Source organism: Flavobacterium sp. FG139 (genome assembly GCF_057809695.1).
Genome location: NZ_JBMDKL010000003.1, coordinates 79,252 through 95,176 on the forward strand (window position 1 = coordinate 79,252; position 15,925 = coordinate 95,176).

The 15,925-nt window shown below is 35.3% G+C and carries 14 protein-coding genes and 1 tRNA gene; 8 read left to right on the top strand and 7 right to left on the bottom strand.

All coding sequences use genetic code 11. From position 1 onward, the window contains the following. Positions 1-4: 4 nt before the first annotated feature. The 7 genes from dapB to ACODSI_RS03255 all read right to left on the bottom strand — a co-directional run bounded on the left by dapB (position 5) and on the right by ACODSI_RS03255 (position 5,458). Positions 5-706, bottom strand: coding sequence for a 4-hydroxy-tetrahydrodipicolinate reductase (gene dapB, locus ACODSI_RS03225; protein WP_488915410.1), 702 nt, complete (start codon positions 704-706; stop codon positions 5-7). Positions 707-756: 50 nt separating this feature from the next. Continuing rightward, complete coding sequence (locus ACODSI_RS03230) at positions 757-1,317, bottom strand: DUF5683 domain-containing protein (RefSeq protein ID WP_488915411.1); 561 nt, start codon at positions 1,315-1,317, stop codon at positions 757-759. After that, a complete protein-coding gene (locus ACODSI_RS03235) occupies positions 1,317-2,216 on the bottom strand; it encodes a ParB/RepB/Spo0J family partition protein (RefSeq protein WP_488915412.1) in 900 nt (299 codons plus the stop codon). Before ACODSI_RS03235 ends, ACODSI_RS03230 begins: the two co-directional genes overlap by 1 nt. Positions 2,217-2,219: 3 nt before the next feature. After that, on the bottom strand, positions 2,220-2,987 hold the full coding sequence (locus ACODSI_RS03240) for a ParA family protein (RefSeq protein ID WP_488915413.1): 768 nt from the start codon (positions 2,985-2,987) through the stop codon (positions 2,220-2,222). 182 nt (positions 2,988-3,169) lie between these two features. Next, entirely contained in the window at positions 3,170-4,051 is an 882-nt protein-coding gene (locus ACODSI_RS03245) for an SDR family oxidoreductase (protein ID WP_488915414.1), read from the bottom strand. Positions 4,052-4,229: 178 nt separating this feature from the next. Then, positions 4,230-4,303, bottom strand: a tRNA-Pro gene (locus ACODSI_RS03250). Between the two features lie 24 nt (positions 4,304-4,327). Further along, complete coding sequence (locus ACODSI_RS03255) at positions 4,328-5,458, bottom strand: methionine aminotransferase (RefSeq protein WP_488915415.1); 1,131 nt, start codon at positions 5,456-5,458, stop codon at positions 4,328-4,330. A 555-nt stretch (positions 5,459-6,013) separates the two neighbouring features. Here ACODSI_RS03255 and ACODSI_RS03260 point away from each other — a divergent pair. The 8 genes from ACODSI_RS03260 (at position 6,014) to murA (ending at position 15,868) form a co-directional block, all read left to right on the top strand. Continuing rightward, a complete protein-coding gene (locus tag ACODSI_RS03260) occupies positions 6,014-7,306 on the top strand; it encodes an O-acetylhomoserine aminocarboxypropyltransferase/cysteine synthase family protein (RefSeq protein WP_488915416.1) in 1,293 nt (430 codons plus the stop codon). Positions 7,307-7,308: 2 nt separating this feature from the next. Continuing rightward, entirely contained in the window at positions 7,309-7,767 is a 459-nt protein-coding gene (locus ACODSI_RS03265; RefSeq protein WP_488915417.1) for an OsmC family protein, read from the top strand. 81 nt (positions 7,768-7,848) lie between these two features. After that, positions 7,849-8,850 carry an alpha/beta fold hydrolase gene (locus ACODSI_RS03270; protein ID WP_488915418.1) on the top strand — a complete coding sequence of 334 codons (1,002 nt, stop codon included), beginning with the start codon at positions 7,849-7,851 and terminating at the stop codon, positions 8,848-8,850. Then, the gene (locus ACODSI_RS03275; protein ID WP_488915419.1) at positions 8,837-9,937 is read left to right on the top strand and encodes a homoserine dehydrogenase family protein; all 1,101 of its coding nucleotides are present in this window, start codon (positions 8,837-8,839) and stop codon (positions 9,935-9,937) included. Before ACODSI_RS03270 ends, ACODSI_RS03275 begins: the two co-directional genes overlap by 14 nt. Before the next feature lie 89 nt (positions 9,938-10,026). Continuing rightward, positions 10,027-13,206, top strand: a complete 3,180-nt coding sequence (locus tag ACODSI_RS03280; protein ID WP_488915420.1) for a T9SS type B sorting domain-containing protein — start codon at positions 10,027-10,029, stop codon at positions 13,204-13,206. A gap of 253 nt (positions 13,207-13,459) precedes the next feature. Beyond that, on the top strand, positions 13,460-13,744 hold the full coding sequence (locus ACODSI_RS03285) for a DUF493 family protein (protein ID WP_488915421.1): 285 nt from the start codon (positions 13,460-13,462) through the stop codon (positions 13,742-13,744). 1 nt (position 13,745) lies between these two features. Beyond that, positions 13,746-14,474, top strand: coding sequence for a DUF4290 domain-containing protein (locus tag ACODSI_RS03290; RefSeq protein ID WP_488915422.1), 729 nt, complete (start codon positions 13,746-13,748; stop codon positions 14,472-14,474). Between the two features lie 83 nt (positions 14,475-14,557). Beyond that, positions 14,558-15,868: a UDP-N-acetylglucosamine 1-carboxyvinyltransferase gene (murA, locus tag ACODSI_RS03295; RefSeq protein WP_488915423.1), complete on the top strand. Its 1,311-nt coding sequence runs from the start codon at positions 14,558-14,560 to the stop codon at positions 15,866-15,868. Positions 15,869-15,925: the final 57 nt, after the last annotated feature.

Genomic DNA, 15,925 nt, shown 5'->3' on the forward strand with positions numbered 1-15,925 from the left:
TTTTTTATTTTAAATTTAATACATCACGCATCGTGAAAACGCCTTTTTTTCCTACCAACCATTCGGCGGCTATTATCGAACCTAAGGCAAAGCCATCGCGATTGTGTGCAGTATGTTTTATTTCTATTGTATCTACTTCAGAAGTGTAAAAAACACTGTGTGTGCCAGGAACGTTTTCTATTCGTTGGGCATCGATATGAATGTCATTTTCATTCGGATTTTCTAACGTCCAATGGGTGTATTTAGAATTTTCTATAATGCCTTTAGCCAATGAAATCGCCGTTCCGCTGGGAGCATCAAGTTTTTGGGTATGGTGAATTTCTTCCATTGAAACGGAATACTGATTAAATTTCGACATTATTTTTGCCAAATAATTATTCAGTTCGAAAAATAAATTCACACCCAAGCTGAAATTAGAACCATAAATAAAGGCACCATTTTTTGCTTGACAAAGTGCTACCATTTCATCATAATTATCCAGCCAGCCGGTAGTTCCTGAAACAACTGGAATTCCGGTATTTAAACATTCTGAAATATTAGCTATTGCTGACGAAGGAACACTAAAGTCAATAGCGACATCGGCATTTTGCAAACCATCAAAGGTGTTTGAACTTGATTTTTTTAGCACAATTTCATGACCACGTTCCAAAGCAATTCGTTCGATTACTTTTCCCATTTTTCCGTATCCTAAAAGTGCTATTTTCATATTGGATTAGTTTGCAGTAATTGGTATTTGTTACAAATTTTATGAAAACTTTAAAATTTCAATGTGACACAAAGTCCAATGTCTTGTTTGGCAGTGAAATCATTTCTATAAAAATCGGGTTTCACGGTGAGTTTATCATTGACATTAAATTGCATTAAATGAGCATCAACATTAGCATCAACAATATTTAATACATAAAATAAACCTGTTAAAAGGGCAGATAAATCTCTGTTTTTTTGATAAAACTTTTGAGCCGAAATCAAACGTGAATTGTCAAGATAGGTATAATTGTCGTCTGTAAAACCTTCCAATCGACGTTTATAAGCATCTCGATATTGGTGGTATTTTTTATTGTTACTGATGTAAAAATAAATAGTAGTTCCTAAGGCACCATATACAAGCGGTAATTTCCAGTATTTTTTATTGTAAACTTGTCCCATTCCTGGGAAGACAGCCGAATAAAAAGCCGCTTTTGCTGGAGCTAGAGGATTAATTTCAGATTTTTTTATAGTATCCGAAACAATTAACCCTTCCTCAATTTGAGTTTGAGCAAACGCAGAAGCATTTCCTAAAAGGAAAACAAAAAAAAGTATGTAGAATGACCTAATCACTAACCGTTGATAAGTTTGATGATGCGATTAAAATCTTCTTCAGAATGAAAAGGAATGGATATTTTTCCTTTGCCATTTCCGGCAACACTCACATCTACCTTGGCTCCAAAGAAATTGGTAAACGCTTTCTTTTGGTCGTCTGCAATTGAAAAAGAATTTCCTTTTTTTGCTTTTGCAGCAGTTGGTTTCAAACCATCTTGGTGCTTTTTAACCAAAGCTTCAGTGTCGCGAACAGATAGATTCTGACTTACAATTTTTTGATAAATATCGGTTTGAACGTCCTGATCTTCAATGTTAATCATAGCACGACCATGTCCCATACTGATAAATCCATCTCGAATTCCAGTTTGAATAATTGGGTCTAATTTTAAAAGACGCAAGTAGTTCGTTATGGTAGAACGTTTTTTTCCAACACGTTCACTCATTTGTTCTTGTGTCAACTGAATTTCTTCAATCAAACGTTGGTACGATAACGCAATTTCAATTGGGTCTAAGTCGTGGCGTTGTATGTTTTCTACTAATGCCATTACCAACGATTCGTTGTCGTTAGCAATACGAATGTAAGCAGGAATAGTAGCCATTCCAACCAATTTGGAAGCACGCAAACGGCGTTCACCCGAAATTAATTGGTATTTATTAAAATCTAATTTTCTAACAGTAATGGGTTGGATAACGCCAAGTTCTTTAATAGAAGATGCCAATTCTTGAAGGGCTTCTTCGTTAAAATTAGTTCTTGGTTGAAACGGATTGATTTCAATTGCTTCAATATCAACTTCCAATATATTACCAACTACTTTATCAGCATTTTTATCATCCACCGATTGAATATCGTTTTCTGGATCTTTTAAAAGTGCAGATAAACCGCGTCCTAAAGCCTGTTTTTTTACTGCTTTTGTCATAAATTAATTACTGTTTTTTCTGATAACTTCTTCTGCTAAACTCAAGTAATTGGTAGCACCTTTACTCGTAGCATCAAAGGCAATAATACTTTCACCAAAACTTGGTGCTTCACTTAATTTTACATTTCGTTGGATGATAGTTTTGAATACCATATCATTAAAATGTTTTTGAACTTCTTCTACCACTTGATTTGACAGGCGCAAGCGCGAATCGTACATGGTTAAAAGTAATCCCTCAATATCTAAACTTGGATTGTGAATTTTTTGAACACTTTTGATGGTATTTAACAATTTACCCAAACCTTCTAAAGCAAAATATTCACATTGAATAGGGATAATGACACTATCGGCTGCTGTTAAAGCATTCAGTGTTAATAATCCTAGTGATGGTGCACAATCGATTAAAATGTAATCGTATTGGTCTTTTATTTTTTCTAATGCTTGTTTGAGCATGTATTCTCTATTTTCCTTGTCTACCAATTCTATTTCAATGGCCACAAGGTCGATATGAGCTGGAATTACATCTACATTAGGAGAAGTTGATTTTACGGTAGCTTCTTCGGGTGTATTGCTGTGTTCTAATACTTGATACGAACCAATTTCAACACTCTCTACGTCAATACCCAAACCCGAACTCGCATTAGCTTGCGGATCGGCATCAATTAATAAAACTTTTTTCTCTAAAACACCCAATGATGCGGCTAAATTTACAGAAGTAGTTGTTTTTCCGACACCACCTTTTTGGTTGGCAATTGCAATGATTTTACCCATTTATTCTAATCAAATTTTGAGTGGTAAAAATACGATTTATTATGGTTTATAAAAGTGTTATTTGTTAACAATGTTGTAAAGTTTTTAGTAAACAATAGATTTTCAAATGATTGAAATAAAAAAGTCAGAAAGAATAATTTCAATCTGACTTAAATTATTTTTACAAGGTGTTTGATGAAATACTATTTACTACCTTTATTTTTTATCATTGTTTCTAACATGTCCCACATTTCTTGCGGAATTTTCTCTAAAATATTGAATTGTCCAGCACCTTGAAGCCACTCACCACCATCAATTGTTACTACTTCACCATTAATATAAGCAGAGAAGTCAGAGACCAAATAGGCGGCTAAATTGGCTAATTCTTGATGATCACCTACGCGACGTAATGGTACTTTTTTGGCCATATCAAATTTTTCGGCTAGGTCACCCGGCAACAAACGATCCCAAGCACCTTTGGTTGGAAATGGACCCGGTGCTATGGCGTTCATTCGGATACCATATTTTGCCCATTCGACCGCTAAACTTCTCGTCATCGCCAATACGCCTGCTTTGGCTGTAGCACTCGGCACCACATATCCCGAACCAGTCCAAGCATAGGTAGTGACAATATTCAAAACGTTGCAGTTGGTTTGTTTTTGATCAATCCAATGTTTTCCAAAAGCCAAAGTGCAATTTTTTGAGCCTTTTAGTACAATGTCTATGATAGTGTCAAAAGCATTCGCAGATAAGCGTTCGGTTGGTGAAATGAAATTTCCAGCAGCATTGTTCAACAAAACATCTACTTTTCCAAAAGCCGTTAATACCTCTGCAAGCATAGCTTCAACTTGTTCGTAATGACGCACATCACATTGGATAGGCAAACATTTTCCGCCAGTGGCAGTTTCTAATTCGGATGCTGTTGTTTTTAATTTTTCTAAATCTCTGGAAGTGATGGCTACATTAGCACCCAATTCTAAAAAATATTTGGTCATGGCTTTGCCTAAACCGCTTCCGCCACCAGTTACTACAATTGTTTTGCCTTTCAACGCGTCGTCGCGAAGCATTTTTGCTGAAAAATCCATATTGGTTTGTTTTGTTTTTCAAATGTACTAAATTAATTAGTATGCATGCATAACAATTAACATTGAATTTAAGAAAATAAATGCAAAACCTCAGTGAGTTATTCTTTTTGAGGTGTTGCTACAAAAAAATCGTTGGGGTATATTTTTTTGACTAATTGCAAAAAGAGAATTTTGTTAGTCGGGATGACTGGATTCGAACCAGCGACCCCTAGCACCCCATGCTAGTACGCTACCAGGCTGCGCTACATCCCGAATTGGTGTTGCAAATATATCTTTTTAAACTAATTTTACCAATCTTTCGACTGCTTTTTCAAGTGTTTTTTCATCTTTAGCAAAACAAAAGCGGATGCATTGAGTTTGCTTTCCGTCGATATAAAATGGAGAAAGCGGAATGGTTGCTACGCCATATTCGGTCACCAATCGTTGGGTAAAATCCAAATCATTTTCGTTAGAAATAGCTGCATAAGAAGCAATTTGAAAATAAGAGCCTTCGCAAGGAAGGAGTTCAAATTTAGTATGTTGCAACAGATTCCTAAAATAATCTCTTTTTTGCTGATAGAACGCACCAAGTTCAGAAACAGTTACTAAATCCATGTAATCGTTTAGGGCATATTGCGCCACACTATTTACACTAAATACTAAAAACTGATGCACTTTTTTGATTTCCTTCATCAACGATTCGTGTGCGATTAAGTAGCCAATTTTCCAGCCGGTAATGTGAAATGATTTTCCAAACGAGGATACAATCACACTTTTAGTACTTAATTTCTCTCTTTGATGGATGGAAAGATGTTTGTTTTCGAAAGTAATGTACTCGTATACTTCGTCTGAAAGTACGATAACATTTGGAAATAAATCCAATAATTTTTCCAATTGCATAAAGTCATTTTCATTCCAAATTCTACCCGAAGGATTGTGCGGATTATTGATGATAATCATTCGTGTTTTGGAATTCATAGTAATACCAATAAGCTCCCAATTTGGTGTGAAATCATCGTTTAAATGGATGCGTTTCGGAATGGCATTGCACAACAAAATGGGTGTTTCGTAGCAGTCATAACTTGGGTCTAAAATTAGGACTTCATCATTGGGATGAACTAAGGCTTGAATGGTGGCAAAAATGCCTTCGGTAGCTCCAGCAGTGATTAAGATATCGGTTGTCGGATGTGCTTTTTTGCCATAAGAATTTTGAGTAAGGACCGCTATTTTTTCTAACAAAGGAGGAAAACCAGCCATGGGTAAGTATTGATGAATTTCTTCTTTTGCCCATCTGGCAACTAAATCTTTTAAGCGTTCATCAACAGGAAAATTGGGAAATCCTTGCGAAAGATTTACAGCCTTGTGTTCGTTAGCCATTTGCGACATTACGCTAAAAATACTAGTCGATATATGAGGTAATTTAGACATCAGAATCATTTTTGGTAAAAATAGAAAATCAAATGGATTATTTTAAAAAAACTCTTTTTCATATTTTTAATACGTAGTATTAATATACACAATCGTATTTTTAAATGTTAAAGTTTGAAAATTTATTTGGTCAAGTCAAAAATAGTTTAGAAGTTTGCTACATCAAAAAAGAAATAAAGATGAATTTATCTATGCATATTATGTGTTGTATGATGTGGAAATCTCCGCAGAGGAACACTATTGCATAATTTTAAATTTTTAAAATATATTCAATTAAACCTCTGCCATAGCAGAGGTTTTTTTATTTAAATCAATTGGTAATCCATAAATAATTCAGAAAAAAGTAAAATGAACGTAATAGCAAAAAATATGATGATGTCTTGTATGATGATGCACGTAATGTGTTGCATCGCTCTATGCTATTACCAAAAGCGGAAGACTTAATTGTAGTTCATATCTATATTCTTAAAGTCCTTTTGGTAAGCCATCCAAAAGGACTTTTTTTTATCCAAAAATCAAATAATTTAAATATCTAATAATCTAAAATTAAAAATCATGAGTACACAAAAATTTGCCACCAACGCTTTACATGCAGGACACGACGTAACTAAAAATGCAGGAACTAGAGCGGTTCCAATTTATCAAACCTCTTCGTATGTTTTCAATGATTCACAACATGCTGCCAACTTGTTTGGATTGGCAGAAGCCGGATTCATTTACACCCGATTGAACAACCCAACCAACGACATTTTGGAACAGCGATTAGCCAAACTCGAAGGCGGTATTGGTGCCGTAGTAACTGCCTCTGGAACATCTGCCATTGCCACAGCATTATTGGTTTTACTAAAAGCAGGCGATCACATTGTTGCTTCCAACAGTTTGTATGGAGGCACTTATAATTTATTGAATGTTACCTTACCAAGATTGGGCATCACTACTACTTTTGTCGATCCATCGAATCCTGAAAACTTCACCAATGCTGCACAAGAAAATACGAGAACTTTTTTCGTAGAAAGTTTAGGAAATCCAAAGCTAGATGTTCTTGATTTAGAAGCAATTTCTAAAGAAGCTAAAGCCTTCAAAGTGCCTTTTATTGTTGACAATACCGTTGCTACACCTTTTTTGCTTAACCCAATTCAATACGGAGCGGATATCGTAATTCACTCATTAACCAAATACATTACAGGTAACGGAACTTCACTTGGCGGTGTAATCATCGATGCTGGAAACTTTGATTGGGGCAACGGAAAATTTCCTGAATTTACGGAACCTTCGGCAGGATATCACGGATTAAAATACTACGAAGCTTTAGGTGCAGCCTCTTTTATTGCAAAAGTGCGCATTGAAGGATTACGCGATTTTGGTGCGGCATTGAGTCCGTTTAATGCTTTTCAAACCATTCAAGGATTGGAAACGTTGGAAATCAGAATTAAAAAACACAGCGAAAATGCATTAGCATTAGCCCAATGGTTGGAAGCTCAAGAAGAAGTGGCTTGGGTGAATTATCCGGGATTAGCCTCTTCAAAATATAAAACTTTAGCCGATAAATACTTGCCAGAAGGGAAAAGCGGTATTGTAACTTTCGGATTGAAAGGTGGTTTTGAAGCCGCCAAAAAAGTAGCGGATGAAACCAAATTATTTTCGCTTTTAGCCAACATTGGCGATACTAAATCATTAATTATTCATCCGGCTAGTACTACCCATCAACAACTTTCTGATGCACAACAAGAAGCTACTGGTGTGACCAAAGATTTAATCCGTCTTTCAGTTGGTTTAGAGGCTATTGAAGATTTAAAAGCCGATTTGAAAGCCGTTTTTGAAACCATTAAATCACCTCAATTAGTATAAAAATGAGTCAGAAAATTGTAAACGTGCTTGGGTACGCTCGTGAAAATAATCAGTTTGTAGTGAAAGCGCAGAACTTTGATGTACGTATTAGTAAAAATGAAGAGTTTCCAGAATTGGAAGGGCCAAGTCCGTTAGAATATATTTTAGCAGGTTATGCCGGATGCATTAATGCCGTGGGAAAATTAGTTGCTAAAGAACAAGGAATTGTGTTAAAATCACTTCAAGTAGAATTGTCGGCTACTCTAAGTTTGGATAAATATCAGGGAAAAGTGAGCAATGAACGCGCTGGTTTTAATTCGATAGAAGTAGTTGTTAAACCCACTTCAAACGCGACTTTGGAACAATTGAAAGCATGGTTGATTGCGGTAGAAAATCGTTGTCCCGTTCAAGATAATTTGGTCAATCATACACCAGTTTCAGTGGTTTTATTCAAAGAATATCAGTCGACTGAAGCGGCATAATAAAAATAAGTTTAGGTTTTTGTTTGTTTTGAAACTGCTTCCGATTTCGCGGTTGGAGGCAGTTTTTTTTAAAAAGATGCTATGAAAAATTTAGAAAAAATAGACGTGTTTAATTTTGATTTAGAAAATGGAAAACAGAAGCCATACCTTCCGTTGTTTTATCAAACTTTTGGGCAGCCCATCGGTGAAGCGCCCATTGTAGTGGTCAATCATGCTTTGACCGGCAACTCTAATGTTTCGGGAGAACATGGTTGGTGGAATGATTTGATTGGAGAAGGGAAAACTATCGATACAAACCATTTTACAGTCATTGCATTCAACATTCCTGGAAATGGATTTGACAACAACTTCGGAAATTTAATTTCGAGTTACCACGATTTTACCATTCGGGATATGGCACGAATTTTTTGGGAAGGATTATTTCATCTTCAAATGGACACTTTGTTTGCCGTAATTGGAGGTAGCCTTGGTGGAGGAGTTGCCTGGGAGATGGCAGCATTATATCCCAAACGAATTCAAAATTTGATACCCATTGCGACCGACTGGAAAGCGACCGATTGGGTAATTGCCAACGTATTGATTCAAGATCAAATATTAAACAATTCAGACGATCCTATTGTCGATGCTCGCTTGCACGCCATGTTGTTGTATCGAACACCGCAATCGATCAATCAACGATTTCAACGTGGTGTTTTTCAAAATTCGTCTGTATTTCAAATTGAAAATTGGTTGGTTAATCATGGCTTCAAATTGAAAAACCGCTTTCGATTATCAGCTTACAAGTTGATGAATCATTTGCTAAAAACCAATGATATTACTCGAAACAGAAAAGACTTTTTGTCTATCGGTAAAGCAATCATAGCCAACATTCATATTGTTTCTGTTGATACCGATTATTTTTTTATTGCTGATGAAAATCGAGAAAGTTACCATCAATTGAGAACGGTTAAAGAAAATGTGTTTTATCATGAAATTCATTCCATTCACGGTCATGATGCTTTTCTGATCGAATTCGAGCAATTGTCCCAAATTTTAGATCCTATTTTTAACAAACAAAAACAACATAATTATGTCAACGCTTAGAGTAAATGTTATCCTTTTTGGCATTGGAAATGTCGGAAGCACTTTATTAAACCAAGTTATTGAAAGTCAGCAATTCTTTTTAGAAAAGCGAAATATTGATTTGCGATTTCCCATCATAACTAATTCTACCTTAGCTTTTTTTGAAAAAGAAGGTGCCAAGAATCAGTGGGAAGCCAATTTTGCACAATCGGCCATTCCTTTTAGAGTAGAAGATATTATTGAATATGTTCAAGAACAACAATTAGAAAACCTTATTGCAGTAGATGCCACGGCTAGTTCCGAAATAATTACCAGTTATATTCCGTTAATCCAAAACGGATTTAATATAGTAGCAGCCAATAAAAAAGCCAATACATTACATTTCGATTTTTATAAAGAATTACGCCGAACGTTGAAAAGTTTCGACAAGACTTTTTTGTATGAAACCAATGTAGGCGCAGGATTACCTGTGGTGCAAACCATCAATGATTTGTACTTTTCAGGAGAAAAAATTACTAAAATTAGAGGTGTTTTCTCGGGCTCATTGAGTTATATTTTTAATAGATTTTCTTCAGAAGAAGTTCTGTTTTCTAAAATTTTGGCCGATGCAGAGAAAAACGGATATACCGAACCCGATTCTAGAGATGATTTATCGGGACAAGATGTCGCTCGGAAATTACTTATTTTAGCTCGTGAAATGGAATACGAATTTGAACTATCGGATGTTAAAGTGTCGTCGTTATTGTTGCCCGAATTGAATGAAACCCATTCCAAATCACAATACCAATCCAATAAAAAATTATTTGACAAACCGTTTCAAATTGCTAAAATCACACAGGCAGATAATCATGTACTAAGGTATGTAGGTGAATTTGATATTGTCAAAAAACTACTCGAAGTGAAATTGATTTCGGTACCCAAAAGTTCGCCTTTAGGACAATTAAAGGGTGCTGATAATTTAATTGAAATTTATACTCAATCGTATGGCGAAATTCCCATTGTAATTCAGGGTGCAGGTGCTGGAAAAGCGGTTACTGCGCGAGGTGTATTGGCTGATATTCTGAAATTGGCTGAAAAAATAAAAATTAAAGAAGCCATTTGGTTGTAAAGAATAAGAGTGATTGCGGTCACTCTTTTTTTATTCAAATTAACGCAACCAATTGTAATAATTTGCATCTTTACATTAAATACGATGTTATGATTGATCTTTATTTGAAGCCATTAAGACTTTTCTTTTTCCTTTTTTTTAGTCAGATAACCTTTGGACAATTGTCTAATTTTACATTAAATGTAACGGTAACAAATGAAACCTGTACTGCTAATGGGGCTTTAGGTTTTAATGTTACTGGTACTACGGCAGGATCAACGATTGTTTATGAAATTTATCATTTACCCAATCTTACTACACCAATTGCAGTATTGAATACAAATACCTTTACCGGACTTGTAGCTGGAAATTATCGAGTTGTGGCAATTCAATCTTTGGGAAGTTTAACTAATAATCATTTTCAAGATGTGGTTATAGCAAATCATGTAGTGTTGTTAACCTATCAATTAACCGGTGAAGATGAAATTTGTGGGCATGACGGCAAAATTACTGTAAATGTTACCACAGGAAATGCAGTTCAATACGAACTGTTTCAAGGCCCCATTATAAGACCTCTTCAAACCTCAAATGTTTTTACTGGATTGGTTGCAGGCCAATACCAAGTTCGGGTTTTTGATAATTGTGGTGAAGGAGTGGTGCAAACGTTTACGGTACAACATTCGCAAGCCAATTTACAGATTCTGGTATCGGCTGGTGAGATTCTGGATTGTAATTCATTTATAATAAATACATTAATTGGAAGTGCGCCAAATTCAGTGATTGCATATCCGGTTAGCTTTACAATCGTTGTTCATCCTCCTGGTGGAGCAGCTGCAATCACGGTAAGTCAGACCATAACATCTGCCAATGGAAATAATATTTCACAAGTTATTCCCCTTTATGCTAATCAGAGCTATACCTATGATGTTCAGGCAGTCGATAATTGTGGTAATATTTACCATAATAATGGGTTTAATGTGTATTCTTCTACTATCCCTATAGTTGCTCAACAAGATTTAGGATGTAATCATTTTAATATTATTATTTTTTATGCTCAAAGTGCCACTCTAATAAATGCTCCAATTGGTACACCATATACTTTACCTTATGTTTTAACGGCCGATTCATCTGGAAATTTTAATTTATTGAATGTTACTCCAGGTACTTATGATTTTACTACGGTTGATTTTTGTGGAATTTCACGAACGCAAACGATAACAATTTATCCAAATTCAGGTTTTTTATATGCTAATGCAGAAGTAGGTTGTGACATAGGAACTGCAAATATATTTGGAGGTTTAAATTTAAGCTCTGTCGTATTAGTTCAAGCGCCATCCTCTTATTCAAATAGTTTGCCACAAGATTTATCCAGCACTATTTCAAGTGGTTTTTTTCATCTTAATAATGTTCCGTTAGGATCTTATACATTTAATTTGATAGACAATTGTGGAAATACTTCATCGGTTACTACTATTGCTGTTGTAGGTTATTCAGAAACTACTAATATTAACGTTATACCGAATTGTGGTTCCTTTAATATTGATTTACATCATTCATCTAATAGCAATAATGGTTACACAAAGTATTATTGGCTTCAAAAATATAACCCAGTAACCAATCAATGGTTTAACCCTAGTACTGGAGGCTATTATAATGGAGGGCAGCTTAACACTGCTAATGCTATTCCTTTAATTAATAATGCCATTAATTATAATTTTGCTTTTACGGGTCATTTTAGGGTGCTTTGTGATTTTTTTTCTTTAGATACTTGCATTAACACATTGTATGAATTTGATTTTACAGGGCAACCCAAAATAAATGATGTTTATTCTTTTTCCTGCAATAATGGAACCTACGATGCGCTTGTTGACGCCATAGGAACACCGCCATTAATTTACAGAATTACTCAAAAAAATGGACTGCCATTTATTGTTAATAATGGGAATTCTTATGTTTTTTTGGGATTGCAACCTGCCACTTATAATTTTCAAGTTGAAGATGCCTGCGGGAATATTTTAAATAGTCTCTTTGAAGTCCCAAGACCGTTTAATTTTGCAATTACACCACAAGGACTTTGTAATGGAAGTCCAGGCTCATTAGTGGTGCCTTATTTCTCAATTTTACAATACCAATGGTGGAATGATAGCAATCCATCAGTAATATTAAGTACTACAAACACGTTGCAGTTTCCTAACTTTAATCCAGTTACCGCTGCTGGGATTTATCATGTTAGAGTACGCTACACAGGAAATCCAAACAGTTGTATCGATTTTACTTTAGATTATACAATTTCATCGTCTTCAACTACACCAAATGCAGGTCAAAATAATGCAGTTACCTATTGTGGGAATCCAACTACTATAGATTTATTTTCTTTGATATTAGGCAGTTACGATACAGGAGGTACTTGGCAAGAACTCACAACTAGTGGAATGCTTACCAATAATATTTGGAATGCAACCAATGTGCCTTCAGGGATTTATAATTTTAAATATAAAGTTGTTGGACAATGTAATGCATTTGACGAAGCTACTATTACAATCACTATAAAATCAATACCTCCTTTACCAATAGCTTCTGCAGATCCTATTGTTTGTGATACTAATGCTTTAAATTTATACGCTACTTTTATTCCAAATAGTATTTACAATTGGACGGGTCCAAACGGATTTTCGTCAACGGATCAAAATCCAATCATTGCTTCCATTTCAAATTCAATGAGTGGAACATATACTGTTAGCGTAGTTCAGGATGGTTGTGTTTCTGGTTCATCATCTGTAACTGTTTTGGTAAATCCATTGCCAAATTTTGTCATTGAATCGGCTTGTTTGAATTTGAATTTTGTGTTGACTGCAACGGCTGTTCAGAATTCATTTAATGCTACTGCCGTTTCTTATAATTGGACCGGTCCTAATGGATTCTCTGCTACTGGAAATCCGATTCAAATTACTGGCGGAGCAAAAGGAATGTATTATGCTACCATTACAGATGCAAATGGATGTTCTGCAACTCAATCTATTGATGTTCAAACCACTTTGTGTGGCATTCCAAATATTATTTCGCCTAATAATGATGGCTATAATGATGCTCTTGATTTGATTGGTTTTGAGGTAGTTAATTTGCAAATATTTAATCGATGGGGTAGGTTAGTTTATGAAAAAAATAATTACCAGCAGGAATGGCATGGTCAAAATAAGGAAGGAAATGATTTGCCAACAGGAACCTATTTTTATTTTGTGACATTAAATACTGGAGAAGAAATGAGAGGATGGATAGAAGTACTGCGATAAATTGTTTTTTGGTTTAAAAAGATAGGAGTGATTGCGGTCACTCTTTTTTATTTAAAATAGCAAGTTGTTTAGATTCTAGATTTTACAAAAGACAAAACCAATCTAGCCCTGATAGGAGCAAGCTACCTTGTAGCGCGGATAGCAGGAATTGCGTTTGTAGAAATGCCCAAACCATTCGCTACTAAAAAATCTAATATTGAATATCCAATATCTGACATCAAAACCGTATATTTGCGTTTATTTTAATTGAAGAATGGATAAAAAGACCGAAGAATTTTACATTCGCCTGAAAGAAGAATTGAGTAATACTTCAACTTGGCCCTCAGAATACCTTTATAAATTTATTGTACCTACTGATGCTAAAAAAATCGAAGAAGTTGAAAATGCTTTCGATAACATGGGTGCAGTGATTAAAACACAACAATCAAAAGCAGGAAAATACACTTCAGTATCAGTGAATGTTACTATGGAAAGTCCTGATGATGTGGTTGAAAAATACTTAGAAGTGTCCTCAATTGAAGGCATAATTTCATTTTAATATGGTACCAAAATATATCAAAGAGAATGCGAATGATGTGGTGTATAATTTAGAATACAACGCCGAACGTTCGCATTTAATCATTCCTGAATACGGTCGTCATTTGCAAAAGCTGATTGATTTAGCCGTTGCAATTGCTGACAAAGACGAGCGCAACAAAGCGGCGAAATACATCATTCAGGTGATGGGAAGCTTGAATCCGCATTTGCGTGATGTTCCCGATTTTCAGCACAAGTTGTGGGATCAGATTTTTATCATGTCCGATTTTAAATTAGATGTTGATTCGCCATATCCCATTCCGACTCGTGAAGTGATTAATTTGAAACCCGAGCGATTGGCGTATCCGCAGAAAAATCCGAAATACCGTTTTTATGGCAACAACATCAAATACATGATTGAAGTAGCTAATAAATGGGACGAAGGCGAAATGAAGAGTGCTTTGGTAAAAGTGATTGCCAACCACATGAAAAAATCGTATTTGAGTTGGAATAAAGACACCGTTACCGATGCGGTTATTTTTGAGCATTTATTCGAATTGTCTGAAGGAAGAATCAATTTGACTGGAAGCGAAGAAGAACTTTCTACTACAACTGATTTGATTCGTACCAACAAGAAAGTATCTAACAAAACGTTGATGCCGCAAAAAAATATGAAAATTCAAGGCTATAAAAAACCACAAAACGGAAAGAAGCCCTTTGTAAAAAACAATAATAATAACAATCCAAAATAAATATAGGTTCTGAGGTTTTAAGGTACTAAGTAGATAAGCTTAGAACCATAGAACCTTAGAGCCTCAGAACCTTAAAAAACTATATGGGAACTTTTAAAATTGAAGGAGGCATTCGACTAAAAGGTGATGTTACACCACAAGGAGCCAAAAATGAAGCATTGCAAGTGTTATGTCCTGCTTTGTTAACATCAGAAAAAGTTAGAGTTACTAATATTCCAGATATTATAGATGTCAACAAATTAATTACACTATTAGGAAATTTAGGCGTTAAAATCCAAAAAAATGGTCCAGGCGATTATACTTTTCAAGCCGACGAAGTAAATGTTGATTACTTAAAAACAGAAGCATTTAAGAAAGAAGGCGGTAGTTTACGTGGTTCCATTATGATTGTTGGTCCGTTATTAGCACGTTTTGGTTGTGGTTATATTCCGAAACCTGGAGGTGACAAAATTGGAAGAAGACGTTTGGATACGCATTTTGAAGGTTTTATTAATTTAGGAGCTAAATTCCGTTACGAAAAAGAAGACCATTTTTATGGCGTTGAAAATGAAGGAAAACTAAAAGGCGCTTATATGTTGCTTGACGAAGCATCGGTAACTGGAACGGCTAATATTGTGATGGCTGCTGTATTAGCAGAAGGAACAACAACCATTTACAACGCTGCTTGTGAGCCTTATTTGCAACAACTGTGTAAGATGTTGAATGCTATGGGAGCTAAAATTAGCGGTGTAGGGTCTAACTTGCTGACTATTGAAGGTGTGGATTCTCTTGGTGGTTGTGAGCACCGAATTCTTCCTGATATGGTTGAAATTGGTTCTTGGATTGGTCTTGCTGCGATGACTAGAAGTGAAATTACCATCAAAAATGTGTCTTGGGATAACCTTGGTGTGATTCCGAGTGTCTTTAGAAAACTAGGAATTAATTTAGAACGAAGAGGCGATGACATTTATATTCCAACGCACGAAGAGGGTTATGAAATTAAAACCGACATTGATGGTTCTATTTTAACTATTGCCGATGCACCTTGGCCAGGATTTACACCAGATTTATTAAGTATTGTATTGGTCGTAGCTACCCAAGCCAATGGCGATGTATTGATTCACCAAAAAATGTTTGAGAGTCGTTTGTTCTTCGTCGATAAGTTGATTGATATGGGTGCTAAAATTATGTTATGTGACCCACACAGAGCGGTGGTTATGGGGCATAATTTTAAATCGCAATTGAAAGCAACCACAATGTCATCACCCGATATTAGAGCTGGAATTTCGTTGTTAATTGCGGCACTTTCTGCTAAAGGAACTTCTACGATTCAAAATATTGAGCAAATTGATAGAGGTTACGAACGAATTGACGAACGATTGAGAGCTTTAGGTGCTAATATTGTTCGTGTTTAATTAATTTTGACATTAGATTATCTCTATAAAAATCCCAATGCTGTAACAGTTTTGGGA

Coding starts and splice junctions, on each gene's coding strand:
- ACODSI_RS03290 (WP_488915422.1), top strand. CDS start 13,746: ATGGTACCAAAATATATCAAAGAGAATGCGAATGATGTGGTGTATAAT.
- ACODSI_RS03255 (WP_488915415.1), bottom strand. CDS start 5,458: ATGTCTAAATTACCTCATATATCGACTAGTATTTTTAGCGTAATGTCG.
- dapB (WP_488915410.1), bottom strand. CDS start 706: ATGAAAATAGCACTTTTAGGATACGGAAAAATGGGAAAAGTAATCGAA.
- ACODSI_RS03245 (WP_488915414.1), bottom strand. CDS start 4,051: ATGGATTTTTCAGCAAAAATGCTTCGCGACGACGCGTTGAAAGGCAAA.
- ACODSI_RS03275 (WP_488915419.1), top strand. CDS start 8,837: ATGTCAACGCTTAGAGTAAATGTTATCCTTTTTGGCATTGGAAATGTC.
- ACODSI_RS03265 (WP_488915417.1), top strand. CDS start 7,309: ATGAGTCAGAAAATTGTAAACGTGCTTGGGTACGCTCGTGAAAATAAT.
- ACODSI_RS03260 (WP_488915416.1), top strand. CDS start 6,014: ATGAGTACACAAAAATTTGCCACCAACGCTTTACATGCAGGACACGAC.
- ACODSI_RS03280 (WP_488915420.1), top strand. CDS start 10,027: ATGATTGATCTTTATTTGAAGCCATTAAGACTTTTCTTTTTCCTTTTT.
- ACODSI_RS03240 (WP_488915413.1), bottom strand. CDS start 2,987: ATGGGTAAAATCATTGCAATTGCCAACCAAAAAGGTGGTGTCGGAAAA.
- murA (WP_488915423.1), top strand. CDS start 14,558: ATGGGAACTTTTAAAATTGAAGGAGGCATTCGACTAAAAGGTGATGTT.
- ACODSI_RS03235 (WP_488915412.1), bottom strand. CDS start 2,216: ATGACAAAAGCAGTAAAAAAACAGGCTTTAGGACGCGGTTTATCTGCA.
- ACODSI_RS03270 (WP_488915418.1), top strand. CDS start 7,849: ATGAAAAATTTAGAAAAAATAGACGTGTTTAATTTTGATTTAGAAAAT.
- ACODSI_RS03285 (WP_488915421.1), top strand. CDS start 13,460: ATGGATAAAAAGACCGAAGAATTTTACATTCGCCTGAAAGAAGAATTG.